General features: G+C 59.8%; 21 protein-coding genes. 11 read left to right on the top strand and 10 right to left on the bottom strand.

Annotated features, from left to right (window positions below):
- Positions 1–7: 7 nt before the first annotated feature.
- The 7 genes from FHP24_RS11105 (at position 8) to FHP24_RS11075 (ending at position 5,477) form a co-directional block, all read left to right on the top strand.
- Positions 8–838, top strand: coding sequence for a transporter substrate-binding domain-containing protein (locus FHP24_RS11105; protein ID WP_139676276.1), 831 nt, complete (start codon positions 8–10; stop codon positions 836–838).
- 108 nt (positions 839–946) lie between these two features.
- A complete protein-coding gene (aroQ, locus tag FHP24_RS11100; protein WP_139676275.1) occupies positions 947–1,390 on the top strand; it encodes a type II 3-dehydroquinate dehydratase in 444 nt (147 codons plus the stop codon).
- Between the two features lie 21 nt (positions 1,391–1,411).
- Positions 1,412–2,080, top strand: a complete 669-nt coding sequence (locus FHP24_RS11095) for an amino acid ABC transporter permease (RefSeq protein WP_139676274.1) — start codon at positions 1,412–1,414, stop codon at positions 2,078–2,080.
- A 12-nt stretch (positions 2,081–2,092) separates the two neighbouring features.
- Positions 2,093–2,737, top strand: coding sequence for an amino acid ABC transporter permease (locus FHP24_RS11090; protein ID WP_139676273.1), 645 nt, complete (start codon positions 2,093–2,095; stop codon positions 2,735–2,737).
- 94 nt (positions 2,738–2,831) lie between these two features.
- Positions 2,832–3,563: an amino acid ABC transporter ATP-binding protein gene (locus FHP24_RS11085; protein ID WP_139676928.1), complete on the top strand. Its 732-nt coding sequence runs from the start codon at positions 2,832–2,834 to the stop codon at positions 3,561–3,563.
- 35 nt (positions 3,564–3,598) lie between these two features.
- The gene (locus FHP24_RS11080; protein WP_139676272.1) at positions 3,599–4,426 is read left to right on the top strand and encodes a shikimate dehydrogenase family protein; all 828 of its coding nucleotides are present in this window, start codon (positions 3,599–3,601) and stop codon (positions 4,424–4,426) included.
- 10 nt (positions 4,427–4,436) lie between these two features.
- Positions 4,437–5,477 carry a Gfo/Idh/MocA family protein gene (locus tag FHP24_RS11075; protein WP_139676271.1) on the top strand — a complete coding sequence of 347 codons (1,041 nt, stop codon included), beginning with the start codon at positions 4,437–4,439 and terminating at the stop codon, positions 5,475–5,477.
- Between the two features lie 14 nt (positions 5,478–5,491).
- Here FHP24_RS11075 and FHP24_RS11070 read toward each other — a convergent pair whose 3' ends face one another.
- Genes FHP24_RS11070 through pcaD form a run of 5 tightly spaced genes read right to left on the bottom strand, consistent with a single transcriptional unit; the run spans position 5,492 to position 9,174 of the window.
- The gene (locus FHP24_RS11070) at positions 5,492–6,541 is read right to left on the bottom strand and encodes a 3-carboxy-cis,cis-muconate cycloisomerase (RefSeq protein ID WP_139676270.1); all 1,050 of its coding nucleotides are present in this window, start codon (positions 6,539–6,541) and stop codon (positions 5,492–5,494) included.
- Positions 6,542–6,585: 44 nt separating this feature from the next.
- On the bottom strand, positions 6,586–7,200 hold the full coding sequence (gene pcaG, locus FHP24_RS11065; RefSeq protein WP_139676269.1) for a protocatechuate 3,4-dioxygenase subunit alpha: 615 nt from the start codon (positions 7,198–7,200) through the stop codon (positions 6,586–6,588).
- Positions 7,200–7,949 (bottom strand): protocatechuate 3,4-dioxygenase subunit beta, encoded by a 750-nt coding sequence (pcaH, locus tag FHP24_RS11060; RefSeq protein ID WP_139676268.1) that lies wholly within the window; start codon positions 7,947–7,949, stop codon positions 7,200–7,202. The genes pcaG and pcaH overlap by 1 nt, the downstream gene beginning before the upstream one ends.
- A gap of 3 nt (positions 7,950–7,952) precedes the next feature.
- Complete coding sequence (gene pcaC / locus FHP24_RS11055) at positions 7,953–8,363, bottom strand: 4-carboxymuconolactone decarboxylase (protein ID WP_139676267.1); 411 nt, start codon at positions 8,361–8,363, stop codon at positions 7,953–7,955.
- A complete protein-coding gene (gene pcaD / locus FHP24_RS11050; protein WP_139676266.1) occupies positions 8,356–9,174 on the bottom strand; it encodes a 3-oxoadipate enol-lactonase in 819 nt (272 codons plus the stop codon). The genes pcaC and pcaD overlap by 8 nt, the downstream gene beginning before the upstream one ends.
- A gap of 93 nt (positions 9,175–9,267) precedes the next feature.
- Here pcaD and pcaQ point away from each other — a divergent pair, with 93 nt between their 5' ends.
- Positions 9,268–10,197: a pca operon transcription factor PcaQ gene (gene pcaQ, locus FHP24_RS11045; RefSeq protein WP_139676265.1), complete on the top strand. Its 930-nt coding sequence runs from the start codon at positions 9,268–9,270 to the stop codon at positions 10,195–10,197.
- Between the two features lie 18 nt (positions 10,198–10,215).
- Here pcaQ and FHP24_RS11040 read toward each other — a convergent pair whose 3' ends face one another.
- On the bottom strand, positions 10,216–10,977 hold the full coding sequence (locus FHP24_RS11040) for an IclR family transcriptional regulator domain-containing protein (protein ID WP_139676264.1): 762 nt from the start codon (positions 10,975–10,977) through the stop codon (positions 10,216–10,218).
- A gap of 138 nt (positions 10,978–11,115) precedes the next feature.
- Here FHP24_RS11040 and FHP24_RS11035 point away from each other — a divergent pair, with 138 nt between their 5' ends.
- From FHP24_RS11035 to pcaF, 3 genes are read left to right on the top strand one after another with little or no spacing between them, the layout of a single operon-like run.
- A complete protein-coding gene (locus FHP24_RS11035) occupies positions 11,116–11,823 on the top strand; it encodes a 3-oxoacid CoA-transferase subunit A (RefSeq protein WP_139676263.1) in 708 nt (235 codons plus the stop codon).
- Positions 11,820–12,515: a 3-oxoacid CoA-transferase subunit B gene (locus FHP24_RS11030; protein ID WP_139676262.1), complete on the top strand. Its 696-nt coding sequence runs from the start codon at positions 11,820–11,822 to the stop codon at positions 12,513–12,515. The genes FHP24_RS11035 and FHP24_RS11030 overlap by 4 nt, the downstream gene beginning before the upstream one ends.
- Complete coding sequence (gene pcaF / locus FHP24_RS11025) at positions 12,512–13,717, top strand: 3-oxoadipyl-CoA thiolase (RefSeq protein ID WP_139676261.1); 1,206 nt, start codon at positions 12,512–12,514, stop codon at positions 13,715–13,717. Before FHP24_RS11030 ends, pcaF begins: the two co-directional genes overlap by 4 nt.
- Positions 13,718–13,876: 159 nt before the next feature.
- Here the strand turns inward: pcaF and FHP24_RS11020 are convergent, their stop codons facing one another.
- From FHP24_RS11020 to FHP24_RS11005, 4 genes are read right to left on the bottom strand one after another with little or no spacing between them, the layout of a single operon-like run.
- Positions 13,877–14,284 (bottom strand): hypothetical protein, encoded by a 408-nt coding sequence (locus tag FHP24_RS11020; protein ID WP_246091701.1) that lies wholly within the window; start codon positions 14,282–14,284, stop codon positions 13,877–13,879.
- A gap of 11 nt (positions 14,285–14,295) precedes the next feature.
- Entirely contained in the window at positions 14,296–15,189 is an 894-nt protein-coding gene (locus FHP24_RS11015; RefSeq protein WP_139676260.1) for an FAD:protein FMN transferase, read from the bottom strand.
- 1 nt (position 15,190) lies between these two features.
- Positions 15,191–16,180 carry an aldo/keto reductase gene (locus FHP24_RS11010; RefSeq protein WP_139676259.1) on the bottom strand — a complete coding sequence of 330 codons (990 nt, stop codon included), beginning with the start codon at positions 16,178–16,180 and terminating at the stop codon, positions 15,191–15,193.
- Between the two features lie 16 nt (positions 16,181–16,196).
- Positions 16,197–17,180: an aldo/keto reductase gene (locus FHP24_RS11005; protein WP_139676258.1), complete on the bottom strand. Its 984-nt coding sequence runs from the start codon at positions 17,178–17,180 to the stop codon at positions 16,197–16,199.
- Position 17,181: the final 1 nt, after the last annotated feature.

The following is a 17,181-nucleotide window of genomic DNA, read 5'->3' as shown; positions in this document are numbered from 1 at the left end:
GGATCAGATGTTCAAGTTTGCACTAAAGCGCCGGGATGCGCTTTTGGCCGCCGTTGCGCTTGTTGCCGCGACGTCGCTGTCGCAGCCGGCTTTCGCTGTTACGCCGGCGGAAATCAAAGCCAAGGGAAAGATCGTCGTCGGCATTCAGGGTGACAACCCTCCGTGGGGTTTCGTCACCAGCGGCGGCAAGCAGGATGGCCTTGACGCCGATATCGCCACGCTTTTCGCCAAGGAACTGGGTGTCGAGGTGGAATTCGTCCCGCTTGAGGTCAACAACCGAATCCCGGCACTGACCACCGGCCGTGTCGACGTGCTTTTCGCCACCATGGCCATGCTTCCCGACCGCGCCAAGGCGGTCCAGTTCAGCAAGCCCTATGTCGCCAATGCCATTGTTCTCATTGGCCCAAAAGACAAGTCAATCAAGACGAACGATGACATGGCAGGGCTGACGATCAGTGTCGCCAAGGGTGCGGCACAGGATACGCAGGTGACCAAAAATGCGCCGCCGACGGCCACCATCCGCCGTTATGACGGTGATGCGGCCAGCGTCCAGGCTCTTGCGTCCGGCCAGACCGATGCGCTTGGCGGCAATATTTTTTACATGGACCGGGTAGAAAAGGCAGTTCCTGGAAAATTCGAGAACAAGCTCGAGTTCCAGCGGCTTTACAACGGTGCCTGCACTCGCCTCGGCGAGAAAGAGATCAATGTCGCAATCAATGCCTTCATCGACAAGATCAAAGCCAATGGCGAACTGAAGAAGCTCTACGACAAGTGGATGAAGGTGCCTGTCCCGCAGTTCCCTGAAAGCCTCGAAGGCATTTCGTTTACGACGAACTGACCAACTCGCTTCCGATCCAACTTAGCCACGAGGCGACGCGTCGAACCGCGACGCGCGTGCCGGTGCCGGGCTGCTTGCCCGGCACCGGTTCAGCTGGAGCTATTGTCAATGAGCAAGACCATCTTTGTTCTCAACGGTCCCAATCTCAATCTTTTAGGCGAGAGGGAACCCGCGATCTACGGCACGACGACGTTGTCGGATATCGGTGAGCGATGCCGGGCCAAGGCCGAAACCCTTGGTCTCTCGGTCGATTTTCGCCAGACGAATTTCGAAGGCGAGCTGGTGGAGTCTGTGCATCAGGCACGCCGCGAAGCCGGCGGCATCGTCATCAATCCCGCCGGTTACACGTTCACGTCGATCGCGCTTCTCGATGCGCTCAAGATGTTCGACGGGCCGAAGATCGAGCTTCACATTTCCAACGTCCATGCCCGCGAGAGCATCTACCACAATTCTCTGATCTCCCGCACCGCGACCGGTATCATGATCGGTTTCGGCGCCAGGGGCTATGAACTCGCCATCGAGGCCATGGCGGGCATGATCAATCCGTCCTGAGACGGGACTGCAGGAAAAGCCATGAATTATACAATGGATTTCACTCCGGTCATCGACGGCCTGCCCAATCTGCTGGCGGCCTGTCTTGGCACGTTCACGCTGGCGATCTGCGGCATGCTTCTGGCGACCGTCATCGGTATCGGCGGGGTCGTTCTGCGCCAGTCACCGATCAAGTTCCTGCGCTGGCTGGTCATCGGCTTCGTCGAACTGATCCGCAATACCCCGTTTCTGGTGCAGATCTTCTTTATCTATTTCGCTCTTCCGCTGGCCGGCATCCGGCTTGATCCGACACCGACCGCCATTATCGCCCTGGGTATCAACGGCGGCGCCTATGCGATCGAGATCATCCGGGGCGGGGTACAATCCATCCCCAAGGGCCAGATGGAGGCCGGGCTGGCGCTTGGACTGCACAAGGCACAGGTCTTCAGGCTGATCATACTCAAACCCGCATTGCGGGCGATCTATCCCTCTCTGACCAGTCAGTTCGTGCTGCTGACGCTGTCGACCAGCATTGCATCGGCAATCTCTGCCTACGAACTGACTTCGGTATCGCAGCGCATTGAATCCGAGAGTTTTCGCAGCTTCGAGGTCTATTTCACCGTGACGGCTTTCTACCTCGTCATTTCCTGGGTGATGATGCGCATCTTCGCGCTCTTCTCATCCCGCTACTTCAGCTATCCGGTCAAGTGAGGGAGAGATACCGTGGGTCGCGAGGAATTCGTTTTCCTGCTTATGGGTCTGAAATGGACCGTTGCCCTGTCCGCAGTCGCCTTTGTCTGCGGCTCGATCGCCGGGCTCGTCGTGGCATTGGCCCGAACCTGCGGCATCGCTGCTGTCGAGCGCATCATGGCCGCCTATATCGCCGTGTTTCAGGGCACGCCTTTATTGATGCAGCTTTTCGTCGTCTATTACGGCCTGGCGCTGGTCGGCATCAAGATGGACGCCTGGGCGGCGGTCTCGCTGGGCCTGACCCTGCATGCAAGCGCCTATCTTGGCGAAATCTGGCGCGGCGCAATCGAGGCCGTGCCCAAAGGCCAGACGGAAGCCGCCAAAGCCCTCAGCCTCGGTTATGTCTCGCGGATGAAGGATGTACTCCTTCCGCAGGCACTCCGCATATCGCTGCCGGCAACGATCGGTTTCCTCGTGCAACTGATCAAGGGCACGTCGCTTGCTTCGATCGTCGGGTTCACCGAGCTCACTCGCGCCGGCAACATCATTTCCAACCAGATATTCCAGCCGTTGACAGTCTTTAGCGTGGTCGGTGCCCTGTATTTCCTGATGTGCTGCCCGCTGACGATCTACGGAGCGCATCTGGAACGCCGTTTCGCCGCTACATCCCGCTCATGATCACCACGAGCCAATCTTTCGCCTTCCGTGCAAGGACCATTTCGGAGCTTTATCCATGACACAAGCCGCGATCCGACCGGACGCCTCCGAGCCGATGATCACCATGTCAGGCGTCGGAAAATGGTTTGGCGCCTTTCAGGCGCTCCACAATATCGACATGACCGTCGGCAAGGGCGAAAAGATCGTTCTCTGTGGGCCGTCGGGCAGCGGGAAATCGACCCTGATCCGCTGCATCAACCATCTGGAATCTTATCAGCAGGGCGAAATCCATGTCGGTGGCATTCTGCTTGGTCACGCGTCGAAAACGATCGATGCTGTGCGCCGGGAGGTGGGCATGGTGTTCCAGCAGTTCAACCTCTTCCCGCACCTGAGCGTGCTGCAGAACTGCATGCTCGCGCCGATGAGATCGCTTGGGCTCAGCAAGGCGGAGGCGGAAGAGTGCGCCAGGCTGCTACTGGACCGAGTCAAAATTTCCGAGCAGGCGGAAAAATACCCGGCACAGCTTTCCGGCGGTCAGCAGCAGCGGGTGGCAATCGCGCGGGCCCTTTGCATGCGGCCGAAGGTCATGCTGTTCGACGAACCGACATCGGCCCTCGACCCGGAAATGGTCAAGGAAGTGCTGGATACGATGATCGCCTTGGCGGAGGAGGGCATGACGATGATCTGCGTCACCCACGAAATGGGTTTCGCCCGCCAGGTCGCCGATCGGGTAGTCTTCATGGCGAGCGGCGCGATCGTCGAAGAGGCGCCGCCCGCCGAGTTCTTCTCCAATCCCCGGCACGAGCGTACCCGCAAATTCCTGGGCGAAATTCTCGGGCGGCATTGAAACGGTTCCAGATGGCAGCCGGAAGGTAGAAGCCGATGATCAACGGCAACACGAAACTTATCGCGCATCTCGGATTCCCGACGCATTCGTTCAAGGCGCCGCTGATCTACAATCCCTATTTCGAAAAGAACGGTATCGATGCCGTTGTCGTGCCGATGGGATGCCGCCCGGAAGACTACGGGCTTTTCCTGAAACTCGTGTTCCGACTTTCCAATATCCACGGCGCGCTGATCACCATGCCGCACAAGATCTCGACCATGGCACTGCTTGGAGAGATCTCGAAAAATGCCCAGGTGGCCGGGGCCTGCAATGCCGTGAAGCTCAAGCCGGATGGCACGTTGTTTGGCGATATGTTCGATGGCGAAGGTTTCGTGCGGGGTGTCTTGCGCCGCGGGCGCCGGATTGCGGGTAGCAGGGCAATCATGGCCGGTGCCGGTGGTGTCGGTTCTGCAATCGCCGCCTCCCTCGCCAAAGCCGGGCTTGCGGAACTGGCGCTTTCCGATCCTTCGAGCCTGATGTTGGACGGGCTCGCAGACCGGTTGCGCCGTCATTATCCGAACCTGCGGGTCGAAACCGGCATATCCGATCCCGCCGGATACGAGATCGTCGTCAATGCGACGCCGCTCGGTATGAATGATACCGATCCCCTGCCTTTCGATGTTTCGCGGATCGCACCGACAGCCTTTGTCGGGGAGGTCGTGCTCAGCAAGGAAATAACGCCCTTTCTTGCCGCGGCACGGGCTCTCGGATGCCAGTATCAGGTGGGGACGGACATGCTGTTCGAGCAAATTCCAGCCTATCTCGAGTTTTTCGATCTGCCGACGACAACCGCCGAAGATCTCCGCGCCGTAGCCAGATTGTGATGGAGCTATTATGACCTCGACACCCAAAAGGATTGTGTTGCTGGGCGCCGGCTTGATCGGACGTGAACATGCCCTGTTGCTGTCGAAAACCCCGGATGCCGACCTCATTGCGATCGCTGATCCGGCCGATACGGCGAAGGCCGTGGCGAATGCGTTCGGTGCGCGCCATTACGCCGAATTTCGAACGATGCTCGATGAGATGAGGCCGGACGGTGCGATCATCGCCCTGCCGAATGCTCTTCACGCGGATGCGGCCATCGCCTGTGTCGAGCGCGGCATTCCCTGCCTGGTGGAAAAGCCGGTGGCCGATACGCTTGAAGCCGCGATGCGGATTGTCGAAACATCCGAGCGGGAAAACGTGCCGGTTCTGATCGGTCATCAGCGCAGGCATAGCCCGGATATCGCCAAGGCGCGTGAATTGGTTGAGGCGGGCAAGCTGGGACGTCTTGTCGCCGTCAATGCGATGTGGATGGCCGACAAGCCCGCGGATTATTTCGATACCGCCTGGCGCCGCCAGCCGGGCGGCGGGCCTCTGCTGATCAACCTCATTCACGACATCGATTGTCTCCGGTTCATCTGCGGCGATATCGACGAGGTCATGGCCTTCACCTCGAATGGAGTTCGGGGTTTTGAGGTGGAGGACACAGCCAGTATCGCGCTGCGTTTTGCCTCCGGCGCGCTCGGAACGCTGATGATGAGCGATACCGCCGTCTCGCCCTATAACTGGGATACGGCAGCGGGGCAGGCGCTGTATTTTCCCCATCAGCCGGAAAACGCCTATTTCTTTTCCGGCACCCGCGCCGCTTTGGCCTTGCCCTTGATGGAATTATGGCAGCACGAAACGGAAAACGGCCATTGGCAGGACCCGCTTGTCAGGCGACATGTCACGCTCGACGGCAGCCGCGCCTATGAAAACCAGCTTGCCCATTTCATCGACGTCATCGCCAAAAAGGCAAAGCCGCTCGTGTCCGCCCGCGATGGAATGATGACGCTTGCGACCATCCAGGCAATCGCCAGATCGGCGCAGGAGAGGCGGCCGGTGCGCCCCTGACGCTTGTCGTGGTCTTATGCCGGAGTGCCAATGCGCCGGATTTCACCGACCAGTTGATCGGCAAGCCGAAGCGCAGCCGCGGTTGCCATGGTCATCTGCGGCAGGAGCAACCATTCGAGCGTCCAGGCCGCACCCGACCGTTCCTGTTCATGCACAAGTGACTGGTGCAGGCCCGAGATCTGCACGGCATTAAAGCGGGCGAGCGTCACCAGCATTTCAGCCGCAACGGGGTTTTGTTTGTGCACCATGGCGGAAGACGTCCCGCCGCCGGAAAGCTCGATCTCGCCGCCGGACTGAGCCATCAGGGCGATGTCCTGTCCCATTTTCCCAAGTGTACCACTCACCAGCGAAAGGCAATGGCCGACGTTGATGATGGGGTCCCGCTGGTTTTGCCATTGGCGGAGGTCCGAAAGCGCGAGTTCCCGGGCCAGTTCCGCCCTGACCTGATCCCCGAGATTGCCAAGCCGATCGAGCGATCCCGCCGCACCGCCTAACTGTACGGGAAATTCGAGTGCATTAATGGCCTGCAAGTGCCGCGCAAGAGGGTCGCGCCAGGCACGAAGCCGATCCGAAACGGTAATCGGGATGGCGGCCTGCATGCGGGTATAGGCCATCAGCGGCTGTTCCCCAAAGGCCCGATCCAGCTGATCCAGTCTACCGATCACTCTTTCGACACGACTTGCCAGCAGCGACAGGATTGTCTTCATGCGCAGCATCAGGCTCGTATCTATGACATCCTGGCTTGTCGCGCCGACGTGCAGATATTGCGCCTCTTCATCTCCGATGGCACGTCGCAATTGCCTCACCAATTCCGGTACGACGACGGAATCGGTTGCGACCGCTATTTTCAGTTGTTCCATATCCGGGCGGAAGCTACGGCAGACTTCGGTTATGCGATCTGCCGCAGCGGCCGGAACGATCCCGGCCTTCGCCTCGGCACGCGCCAGAGCTGCCTCGAAGGCAAGCATGGCCGTGATATCGGCTTCCGCCGAAAGATGCACTGCTACCTCTTCATCACCGAAAAGCCCGCAGAGAAAGGGATGATCGAACGCAGAAATGGCCATCGGGTATCCCGGTCTCGAACTGATGTGATCCTATAGTGGTCCCGTCAGATATCCAGGAACACGGTTTCCTTCGGTCCCTGCAGATGGATGTCTATCGAATAGGTGTTGCCATCCCGCTGCGCGATCATCGTTTCGACGCGCGCACGATGCTCGATGCGCAACAGCAATGGATCGACGGCGTTGGCCTCGGCTTCGTCGGAAAAATAGGCGCGGGTATGAAGCCCGATATTGATACCGCGGGCGACGATCCAGAGCGTGATATGCGGCGCCATCCAGCGCCCGTCCTTATAGGGCACTTTGCCGGGCTTGATCGTGTCGAAATGGAAAAACCCGTCTTCGCCGCTTGTCGGACAGCGACCCCAGCCGGTGAAATTGGCGTCTGCCGTGCCGCGCAGCTCCGAGGGGCTGTTATGAAACCCGGCGCTGTCGGCCTGCCAGATTTCCACCATGCTATCGCGCAGGACCGTATCGGCACCGTCGAAGATGCGGCCGCGTAGCGTGATCCGTTCTCCGAGTGTCTTGTCGTTGACCATCGCGGTGCCGAGATCGGTATCGTAGACGCCATGTATGTCGCAGAAATTCGGCGTCAGACCGATATGCACATAAGGGCCAGCTGTTTGCGACGGCGTTTCCTTCAGCCGGTGAGGTTCCTGCACCATCAGTTTCCCTCCAGCCGGTTTTCAAACAGTGTCGAACGGCGGCCGCGCAGCACGATGTCGAATTTGAAGGCGCGAGCATCCATCGGGATCGTCTGGCCCCAGTCGAGCGGCGCGATCAATTGCTCGATCGCGGCACGATCCGGGATGGTCTGAACGATCGGACATTTCCAGATCATCGGATCGCCCTCGAAATACATCTGGGTTATCAGCCTCTGGGCAAAGCCGTGTCCGAAGACGGAAAAATGGATATGCGCAGGGCGCCAGTCATTGACCCCGTTCGGCCAAGGATAAGGACCGGGTTTCACTGTCCGGAAGGCATAATGTCCATCATCGTCAGTGATCGTGCGGCCGCAGCCACCGAAATTGGGGTCGATCGCGGCCAGATAGGTCTCTTTTTTGTGGCGGTAACGACCACCGGCATTGGCCTGCCAGAATTCCAGAAGCGCCCCGCGCACCGGCCTGGCACTCTCATCAAGCACCCGGCCATGCACGATGATGCGCTCGCCGATCGCGCTTTCGCCGGGCCGGGCGTAATTCTGGATCAGATCATTGTCGAGTTCGCCGATCATCGAATGGCCAAAGACCGGGCCGGTGATTTCCGAAATCGTGCCGTCGAGCGACAGAAGCGGGCGCTGCGGTGAACGCAGTATCGATGTCTTGTACTCCGGCGTCAGTGCCGGCGCATGCCAGCCGCGGTCACGCGCAAAGAAGGCGCCGGTCTCCGGGCGTTGATTGGATTGGAACGACATGCCTCACTTCTCCTCCTCCGATGTCCGGGCGGCGTCCACCTCGTTATAAACCCGCCTGGCAATTTTGATGGCATGATTTGCAGCCGGCACGCCGGCGTAGATCGCGACATGCAGCAGCGCTTCACGCACGTCCTCCCGTGACGCACCGGTATTGGCAGTTGCCCGCACATGCATGGCGACCTCTTCGTCCTGGCCGAGCGCGGCGAGCAGCGCGATGGTGACGATCGAGCGCTCCCGTTTGGTAAAATTCGGGCGCGACCAGACATGCCCCCAGGCCGCCTCGGTAATCAGCGATTGGAAGGGTTCGTCGAATTCCGTCATGTTGGCGACGGCGCGATCGACATGCGCATCGCCCAGCACCGCGCGCCGCGTCGCCATGCCAAGACGGTGCCTGTCGGTTTCCGTGTCAGCCATGCGGCGGTCCTTCCGACTGGTCGATTGCAGTGCCGATGAAAACCTTGATCACCTCGGTCATCGCCTCCGGCTGCTCGACGCAGGGGATATGGCCGGCATCGGCAATGATCTCGAAACGTGCGCCGGGAATACGCTCCGCCGTCGCCTTGACGAGTTCCGGCGGTGTCGAACCATCCTGGTCGCCAACGAGGCAGAGCGTCGGCACGCTTATTCGTGCTGCTTCCTGAGTATAATTGGCGTCGCGAATGGCCGCGCAGGTCGCTGCATATCCTTCTGCCGGTTGGCGCAACAGCATGTTGCAATATCCCCGGAATGCAACGTTTTCCGGGCTGCGGAAGGCCGGCGTGAACCACCGTTCCATCACGGCGTCGAGAATGCTCTCGATACCGCCCGTTTCGACCGAGGTTATCCTGGCATTCCACATGTCGGCTGTGCCGATCCTGCTCGCGGTGTCTGCAAGGATCAGTGCTTTCACCAGATCGGGCCTTTTATGACAAAGCGACTGGGCAATCAGCCCGCCGACTGACAGCCCGCAGACGATGGCGCCCGACACGTTCAGCATACCCATCAGGCCGGCAAGATCGCTTGAGTGATCTTCAATGGTATAGGGCGTGGTTCCGATATCGGAGAGGCCATGTCCACGCTTGTCGTAGACGAGAATCGGAAAATCGCCGGCAAGCCGAACGATGACATCGCGCCAGATGCGAAAATCCGTGCCCAGCGAATTGATGAACACGATTACCGGCTTGCCGGCCGGCCCGCCGATCACCTGATAATGGATCGCCACGTCGTTGATACGCGCAAATTGCATGATTGATCTCTCCTGAAATTATCTTGGTATATTAAAACGGTTAGGTAAAATGAGTTATCGGCCGAAACTCATATCCAGTTGGTTATAGATCACATGACCGAAAATCGCGTCAAATTTCGCCACCTTCAGGCATTCACCGAGGTCGCCCGTCATCGAAGCGTGGTGAAGGCGGCAGGCGTGCTCAACATCAGTCAGCCGGCCGTGACCAAGACGATCCGCGAACTGGAGGAAGTGCTTGGCGTAGCGCTGACCGAGCGTGAGGGGCGCGGTATCCGGATCACCCGTTACGGCGAGGTTTTTCTCAGACATGCGGGCGCCGCGATGTCTGCGCTTCGCCAGGGGCTTGATTCCGTATCTCACGAACGGGGCGGCGAGGCGCCACTCCTTCGGGTCGGCGCGCTTCCGACGGTGTCCTCGCATATCATGCCAACGGCGATCGACCTGTTCCTGAAAGAGAAGACCTGGAGCCGTATCAAGATCGTAACCGGTGAAAATGCAGTTCTGCTGGAGCAGCTCAGATTCGGCGAACTCGATCTCGTCGTCGGGCGTCTGGCCAGTGCCGACCGGATGGCAGGTTTTCTGTTCGAGCATCTGTATTCGGAGCAGGTCGTCTTTGCCGTGTGCGCGGGGCATCCGCTTCTGGTCTCTTCGGGCTCAATCTTTTCGCAACTCGGTGACTTTCCGATCCTGATGCCAACCCAATCGTCGATCATCCGGCCTTTCGTCGATCAGTTTCTCATCGCCAACGGAGTGTCGAGCCTTCCAAGTCAGATCGAGACCGTCTCCGATGCTTTTGGGCGGGCGTTCGTTCTGTCGAGCGACGCGGTCTGGATCATATCCGCCGGTGTCGTCACCCGCGATGTCGAGGACGGGCGGTTGCAGACCTTGCCGATCGATACGACCGAGACCCGTGGGCCGGTTGGGCTGACCATGCGGACGGAGACCTTGCCTTCGGTTGCCCTGTCACTGCTGATGCAGACGATCAGGGAGGCGGCCAGCGCCCGTGCCCGCATCGTTGCCTGACAAGTGGTGCCGATTGTTTCACGAGAGGACGGTCCGCAATTCCAGGCTGACGCTACGCAGCGGCGGCAGATAGGTGCGGATGATTTCTTCCATCGGCGCAAGAGATGCGGCAAGGCCGGTATTCAGCGCCGCAACGACCATTCCACGGGCGTTTCTCACCGGCACCGCAATCGAGCGCAATCCTTGCTCCACTTCCTGATCGACGGCGGCAAATCCTTGGCTTCGTATCTCTCCAAGTTCGGCCATGATGGCGTCCACCTGCGTCAGCGTCTGAGATGTCCTTGGTAGGAGCGGACCACTCTCCAGATGCGTGCGGGCCTCGCTGTCGGCCAGCGCCGCCAGCATGACGCGGCCCATCGAGGTGCAATAGGCTGGCAGCCGCGAGCCCGGCATCAGCGCGATCGACATGACCTTCCGCTGGGCCGCCCGCGCCACATACACGATCTCGCTGCCATCGAGAATGGCAACCGATGTGCTCTGGCCGATCTCCTCCGACAGACGGTCAAGCCAGGGCTGGACGATGCGCGGCAGCGGCATCGTTGCAAGGCAAGCGGTTCCAAGCCTCAATACGCGCGGGGTAACGGTAAAGAACTTGCCGTCGTAAGCGCAGTATCCATGTTCGGCGAGCGTCAGCAGGCAGCGCCGCGTCGTGGCTCGGTCAAGCCCGGTGATCGCCGCCGCCTCGGCGATGCTGAGCCGCGGCGTGTCTGACGTGAACGCCTCAATCACCCGCAGACCCTTCGCCAACCCGCCCATCATGTCGCCTTGCTTTGTCGCCATGCGTGCCTTCCGTTTCGTGCGATATTGCAACAAATATCTATTAACGCACAAACCCTTTGAGGTCGAGGTGTGGAGGCGTTACAAATTCGCCATGGGTTCCGAAAGGGACCGGTCATGTCCGAGCCTGAGGAGGAGTTTATGGACAAGACGATCGGCAGCCTTGCTGAGGCTGTCTCTGCAATCGGCGATGGCGCAACGGTGATGATCGGCGGGTTCGGCGGATCGGGCGCTCCGATCGAGCTCATTCATGCGTTGATCGACAAGGGGCCGCGGGATCTCACCGTCATCAACAACAATGCTGGCAACGGCCGTATCGGCATCGCCGCAATGATCGACGCCGGCATGGTCGCCAAGATGATCTGCTCGTTTCCGAAATCCTCCGATCCGCGCGCCTTCACAGAACGTTATCTCCGAGGCGAGATCGAACTCGAACTCGTGCCGCAAGGTACACTTGCCGAGCGCATAAGGGCTGGAGGGGCCGGCATTCCGGCCTTCTACACGCCGACCGCTTATGGGACCGAGCTTGCGGACGGCAAGCCAGTCGCCGAATTCGATGGACGGGATTACGTCCAGGAGCGTTGGCTGAAGGCGGATTTCGCCATTGTCAAGGCGCATGTCGGCGACACTCACGGCAACCTCACCTACAACAAGGCGGCGCGAAACTTCAATCCGCTGATGTGTATGGCCGCCGCGAAGACGATCGCGCAAGTGGCAACGATTGTCCCTGCCGGAGAGATCGATCCTGAACATGTCGTCACGCCCGGCATTTTTGTCGATCATGTCGTCCATGTTGCCGATCCCAAACAGGAAGAAGACCTGATCCGTGCGGGAGTGGCCTACGCATGACGAACGAAGAGACAAAACTCTCCAACGCCCAGATCGCCTGGCGGGCGGCGCAGGACATTGCCGACGGCGCCTATGTCAATCTCGGCATCGGGTTTCCGGAAATGGTCGCCCGCTATCAGCCGCCCGGCCGCGAAGCGGTCTTCCACACTGAAAACGGTATTCTCGATTTCGGCGAAGCACCGAAACCTGGTGACGAAGACTGGGATCTCATCAATGCCGGCAAAAAAGCAGTGACGCTGAAGCCGGGTGCCGCCTTCTTCCACCATGCCGACAGTTTCGCCATGGTCCGCGGGGGGCATCTGGATGTCGCCATTCTTGGCGCATTGCAGGTATCGCAGGCCGGCGATCTCGCCAATTGGCGGGTGGGCTCCAAGGGCGTGCCAGCAGTCGGCGGCGCCATGGATCTGGTGCATGGCGCAAAACAGGTTTTCGTCATTACCGAGCATATGACGAAAAATGGCGAGCCGAAACTGGTCGAAACCTGCACATTCCCGCTTACCGGCGTGGCCTGCGTGACCCGCATCTACACCAGCCATGCGGTGATCGACATCGTCGACCGGCGTTTCGTGCTGAGAGAGAAGCTGAACGCAATCGGCATTGACGAACTGCAGGCCATGACAGGCGCGCAGTTGCATGTCGAAGGGACCGTTGCCGATCTCGTCGTACCTGAACTTACAGGAGCATCCCCATGACCGACGCCTTCATCTGCGATTATATCCGCACGCCGATTGGCCGTTTCGGTGGCGCGCTTTCATCCATCCGCACCGACGACCTGGCATCCATCCCGCTCAAGGTTCTTATCGAGCGCAACGCCGCAGTCGACTGGCAGGCCGTCGATGACGTCGTCTTCGGTTGCGCCAATCAGGCGGGCGAGGACAACCGCAACGTCGCGCGTATGGGGTTGCTGCTTGCAGGCCTGCCGGCATCTGTACCGGGCACGACGATCAACCGGCTCTGCGGTTCCGGCATGGATGCGATCATCACCGCTGCGCGTGCGATCAGGGCAGGCGAAGCCGACCTTATGATCGCCGGCGGCGTGGAAAGCATGAGCCGGGCGCCGTTCGTCATGCCGAAAGCGGAAACGGGCTTTTCACGCCATGCAGAAATTCACGACACGACGATCGGCTGGCGTTTCATCAATCCCGCAATGAAGAAACAGTTCGGTGTCGATTCCATGCCGGAAACCGCCGAGAATGTCGCGGAGGAATACCGTGTTTCGCGGGAGGATCAGGATGCCTTTGCTTTCCGCAGCCAGGCGAAGGCGGCTGCGGCGCAGCAAGACGGACGGCTCGCCCGAGAGATCACGCCTGTCGTCATCTCTCAGCGTAAGGGCGACGCGGTGATCGTTTCGGAAGACGAGCATCCCCGTGCGACGACAATGGAAGCCCTTGCCAAGCTCGGAACGCCTTTCCGAAAGGAGGGGGGCACGGTGACTGCTGGCAATGCCTCCGGCGTCAATGACGGTGCGGCAGCGTTGATCATCGCATCGGAGGTGGCGGTCAATAGATATGGACTTACCCCGATTGCCCGCATCATGGGTGGAGCAACCGCAGGGGTGCTGCCGCGTATCATGGGTATGGGACCGGTACCGGCCACGCGAAAACTCTGCAAGATGCTGAAGCTCTCCCCGGAAGATTTCGACATCATAGAGCTCAATGAAGCCTTCGCATCGCAAGGCATTGCTGTTCTACGCGAACTGGATATTGCCGAGGATGCCGAGCACATAAACCAGAATGGAGGTGCGATCGCGCTCGGGCATCCACTGGGCATGTCAGGTGCGCGAATCACTGGCACGGCCGCGATCCAACTGGCCGCCTGCAAAGGCCGCTACGCGCTTGCCACCATGTGCGTGGGTGTGGGGCAGGGTGTGGCTCTGGCGCTAGAGTGTGTTTGAAACGAGTGTTGGGAAAACCATATTTCAAAGCGAGACATGCATCAATTTCAACGTCTTATTTTGGAGATTCTGGCCTGTAACGATGCTATGCGTAGCTCACCCTCGTAGCAGCGAGGCCATCAGTGCGGTCCTGAGACTGGTCAACGGCTTGCTATCTTTCTAACGGCTTTCTGTTCCATATGCTTCACCCAGCGCCGCCTTTTGCCTGATCTGACGGATGGCATCGTTGAAACCCTTCGGCGTGCCGCTGGAGCCAGCCAGCTTGCCGACTCTGACCTGATCGATCCGCTTGCCCACCACGACCTTCGGGACGGCGGCCGCGAATGCGCGTTGCAGTTCGAGAGAGCGGGGAACATAGGCATGCGGCGTCACTGCCACCGCGGTCACAATCCCGTCCTTGAGCGTCGCCTTCACGGTGATATGCGAAGGCTGGCCTCCATATTCCCCGGTCGCGGTGTAGACACCGTCGGCATATCGGGCGGGTCTTGCGCTATGTGCCTCCGCGGTTCCGGCAAGCGTCATGGTCAAAGCGGTGGTAAGGAGAATTCCACGTGTCTTGTTTCGCACTGGTATTCCTTTCAGGTGAAGACTTCGCCGATGAAATTGTCCGAGACCTCGACGCGTCCGCCGGCGAACATGCGGACAAATGAGAAGTCGAAGGTGGACATCAGCCGGGAAGGCGGGCCGAAGAAGAGTGCGGTCGCCAGCCCGTCGGCGGTTGCCGTGTCGGCCGCAACCGCCCAAGTGGCGATTACATCCGTTGTCGGCCGCCCGGTGCGGCCATCGAGGACATGGTGGAGGCTATTGCCCCAGCTTCTCCTGTTCGAGGCCGATGCGCAGATGGAGCCGTTCCGGATCTTGGTGATCCCGACAACTAGACCCGGATCGAGAGGATGTTCGAGACCGACATCGAGCACAACTTCCCCATGATGGCACATGTCTCCACTGCCATCGACCACGAAGGAATCTAACCCATCCGCCTTCAGAAGTTCGGCGACACGATCGACCAGAGTGCCTTTGCCCACCGCGCCAAGATCGATCCCGAGCGGCTGCAAAGTCGTAACGGCCCTGCCGCTTCTTAGAACATCCCGTCGCCAGTTCGGACGGAGAGCTGCTATCGAAACGAAAGCGTCTTTGCTGGCGACCAGCGAGTAGTGTCGATCATAGCCAAGAAGCTCAAGGTCTCGGCCGACGAGCGGATCGACCGCCCCGTCTGTTGCGGCATGTAGCCGATCATAGAGATCGAACATCGAAACCGCATCGGCGGGAAAGCGGAATGTACCGCCGTGGGCAGCCTGCGCGATCCGCGACACGATCGAATCCTGGCGGAACCTCGAATAGACGCTGTCGAAACCTTCAACTAGATCGAGGATACGATTCCTGATTTTCACTCCGAGCGGCGCAGGCGTGTTGATTTCCCAGGACGTGCCTATGGCATCGAACTCAAAACGGGAGGTCAGCACGCCGTCCATCTCAGAGACCTGTCATCTTGAGCACGGATTCAGGCAGTCGCTCGCCAACGACGTCGAAGTTCGTGAGGACTGCCCCGATCTCCGCCAAGTCGGATGGGGTCAACTCGAGATCGACGCTACCCAGGTTCTCTTCAAGACGATGCTGTTTCGTCGTGCCGGGGATTGGCGCAATCCAGGGCTTCTGCGCGAGCAGCCAGGCCAGCGCGACCTGAGCAGGAGTTGAGCGCTTGTGATCCGCAATCGATGTGATGGCAGCCACCAGTGCGAGATTGGACTTGCGGGCCTCTGGGTTGAATCGCGGCACGAGGTTACGAAAGTCCGTTGCGTCAAATGTCTTGCTTTCGTCGATCTTGCCCGTTAGTAGGCCAGCGCCGAGCGGCGTGAACGGCACGAAGCCGATCCCGAGTTCTTCGAGCACAGGCAGCAGCTCTGCTTCCGGATCGCGTGTAAACAACGAGTATTCGCTCTGAAGGGCGGTGACCGGCTGGACGGCATGGGCCTTGCGGATGGTCGCGACGCCCGCTTCCGACATGCCGAAATGTTTGACCTTGCCTTCAGAAATCAGCTCCTTGATGATCCCCGCGACATCCTCGATCGGGACGGCTGGATCGACGCGGTGCTGGTAGAAGAGATCGATGCGGTCGGTCCTCAAGCGTTTGAGGGAAGCCTCGGCGACGGCCCTGATATGCTCCGGACGGCTATTGGTGCCGCCACGGCGTTCGCCGGTTTTGAGATCGATATCGAAGCCGAATTTGGTGGCGATGACCACCTTGTCACGGATCGGGGTCAGCGCTTCGCCGACAAGCTCTTCGTTGACGAAGGGGCCGTAAGCCTCTGCCGTATCGAACAGCGTCACGCCCTGATCATAGGCGAACCGCATAAGCTTGATCATGTCTGCCTTGTCGGCGGCCGGGCCATAGGCCGCGCTCATGCCCATGCAGCCGAGGCCGAGGGCGGAGACTTCGAGGGTTCCGAGTTTTCTGGTTTTCATCGTCGTTCTCCTGAAGTTACTTGCCCACGCGCGACTGGAGGTGGGCGGGATATCTGTCGCCGACGATGTCGATCTTCGCGAGCGCAGTGGCGATGTCCGCGGCGTCCTCCGTCGAGAGTGCGACAGCTGCAGAACCGAGGTTCTCCTCGAGGCGATGAAGCTTGGTGGTGCCGGGAATCGGCACGATCCAGGGCTTCTGCGCCAACAGCCACGCAAGCGCGATCTGGGCGGGCGTGACTCCCTTGGCTTCCGCGATCTGGGTGAGGGCTGCGACGAGTGCCTTGTTGGCTTTCAGGTTTTCGGTCTGGAAGCGAGGGACGACGTTGCGGAAGTCGCCGGGACCGAAGATCGCCGTCTCGTCGATCTTGCCTGTGAGGAACCCTTTGCCGAGCGGGCTGAACGGAACGAAGCCGATGCCCAGTTCTTCGAGTGTCGGAATGATCTCCTTTTCCGGCTCCCGCCAGAACAGCGAATATTCGCTCTGGAGGGCGGTGACGGGCTGGACGGCATGCGCCTTGCGAATGGTCTGAGCGCCAGCTTCGGATAGACCGAAATGCTTCACCTTGCCCTCGGTGATCAGGTCTTTGACGGTTCCTGCAACATCCTCGATCGGCACGTTTGGATCGACGCGGTGCTGGTAGAGGAGATCGATCATGTCCGTCCGCAGCCGCTTCAATGAAGCTTCGACCGACCGGCGGATATAGTCCGGGCGGCTGTTCATGTGCTGGCCGCCATCGGGGCTTGGAATCTCGAAGCCGAACTTGGTGGCAATCACAACCTTGTCGCGGATCGGCTCCAGCGCTTCTCCGACGACGTCTTCATTGGTGAACGGGCCATAGACCTGCGCCGTGTCGAAGAAGGTAACACCGTGGTCATGTGCTGCGCGGATGAGAGCGATGGCATCGTTGGTGTCGGTTGCAGCACCATAGCCATGGCTCAAGCCCATGCACCCGAGGCCGAGGGCCGAGACTTCGAGAGTGCCGATTTTGCGTTTTTGCATG

It is taken from the genome of Aliirhizobium smilacinae, from assembly GCF_006335145.1.
Lineage (GTDB): Bacteria > Pseudomonadota > Alphaproteobacteria > Rhizobiales > Rhizobiaceae > Neorhizobium > Neorhizobium smilacinae.
This window is presented reverse-complemented; position numbering and strand designations above follow the sequence as displayed.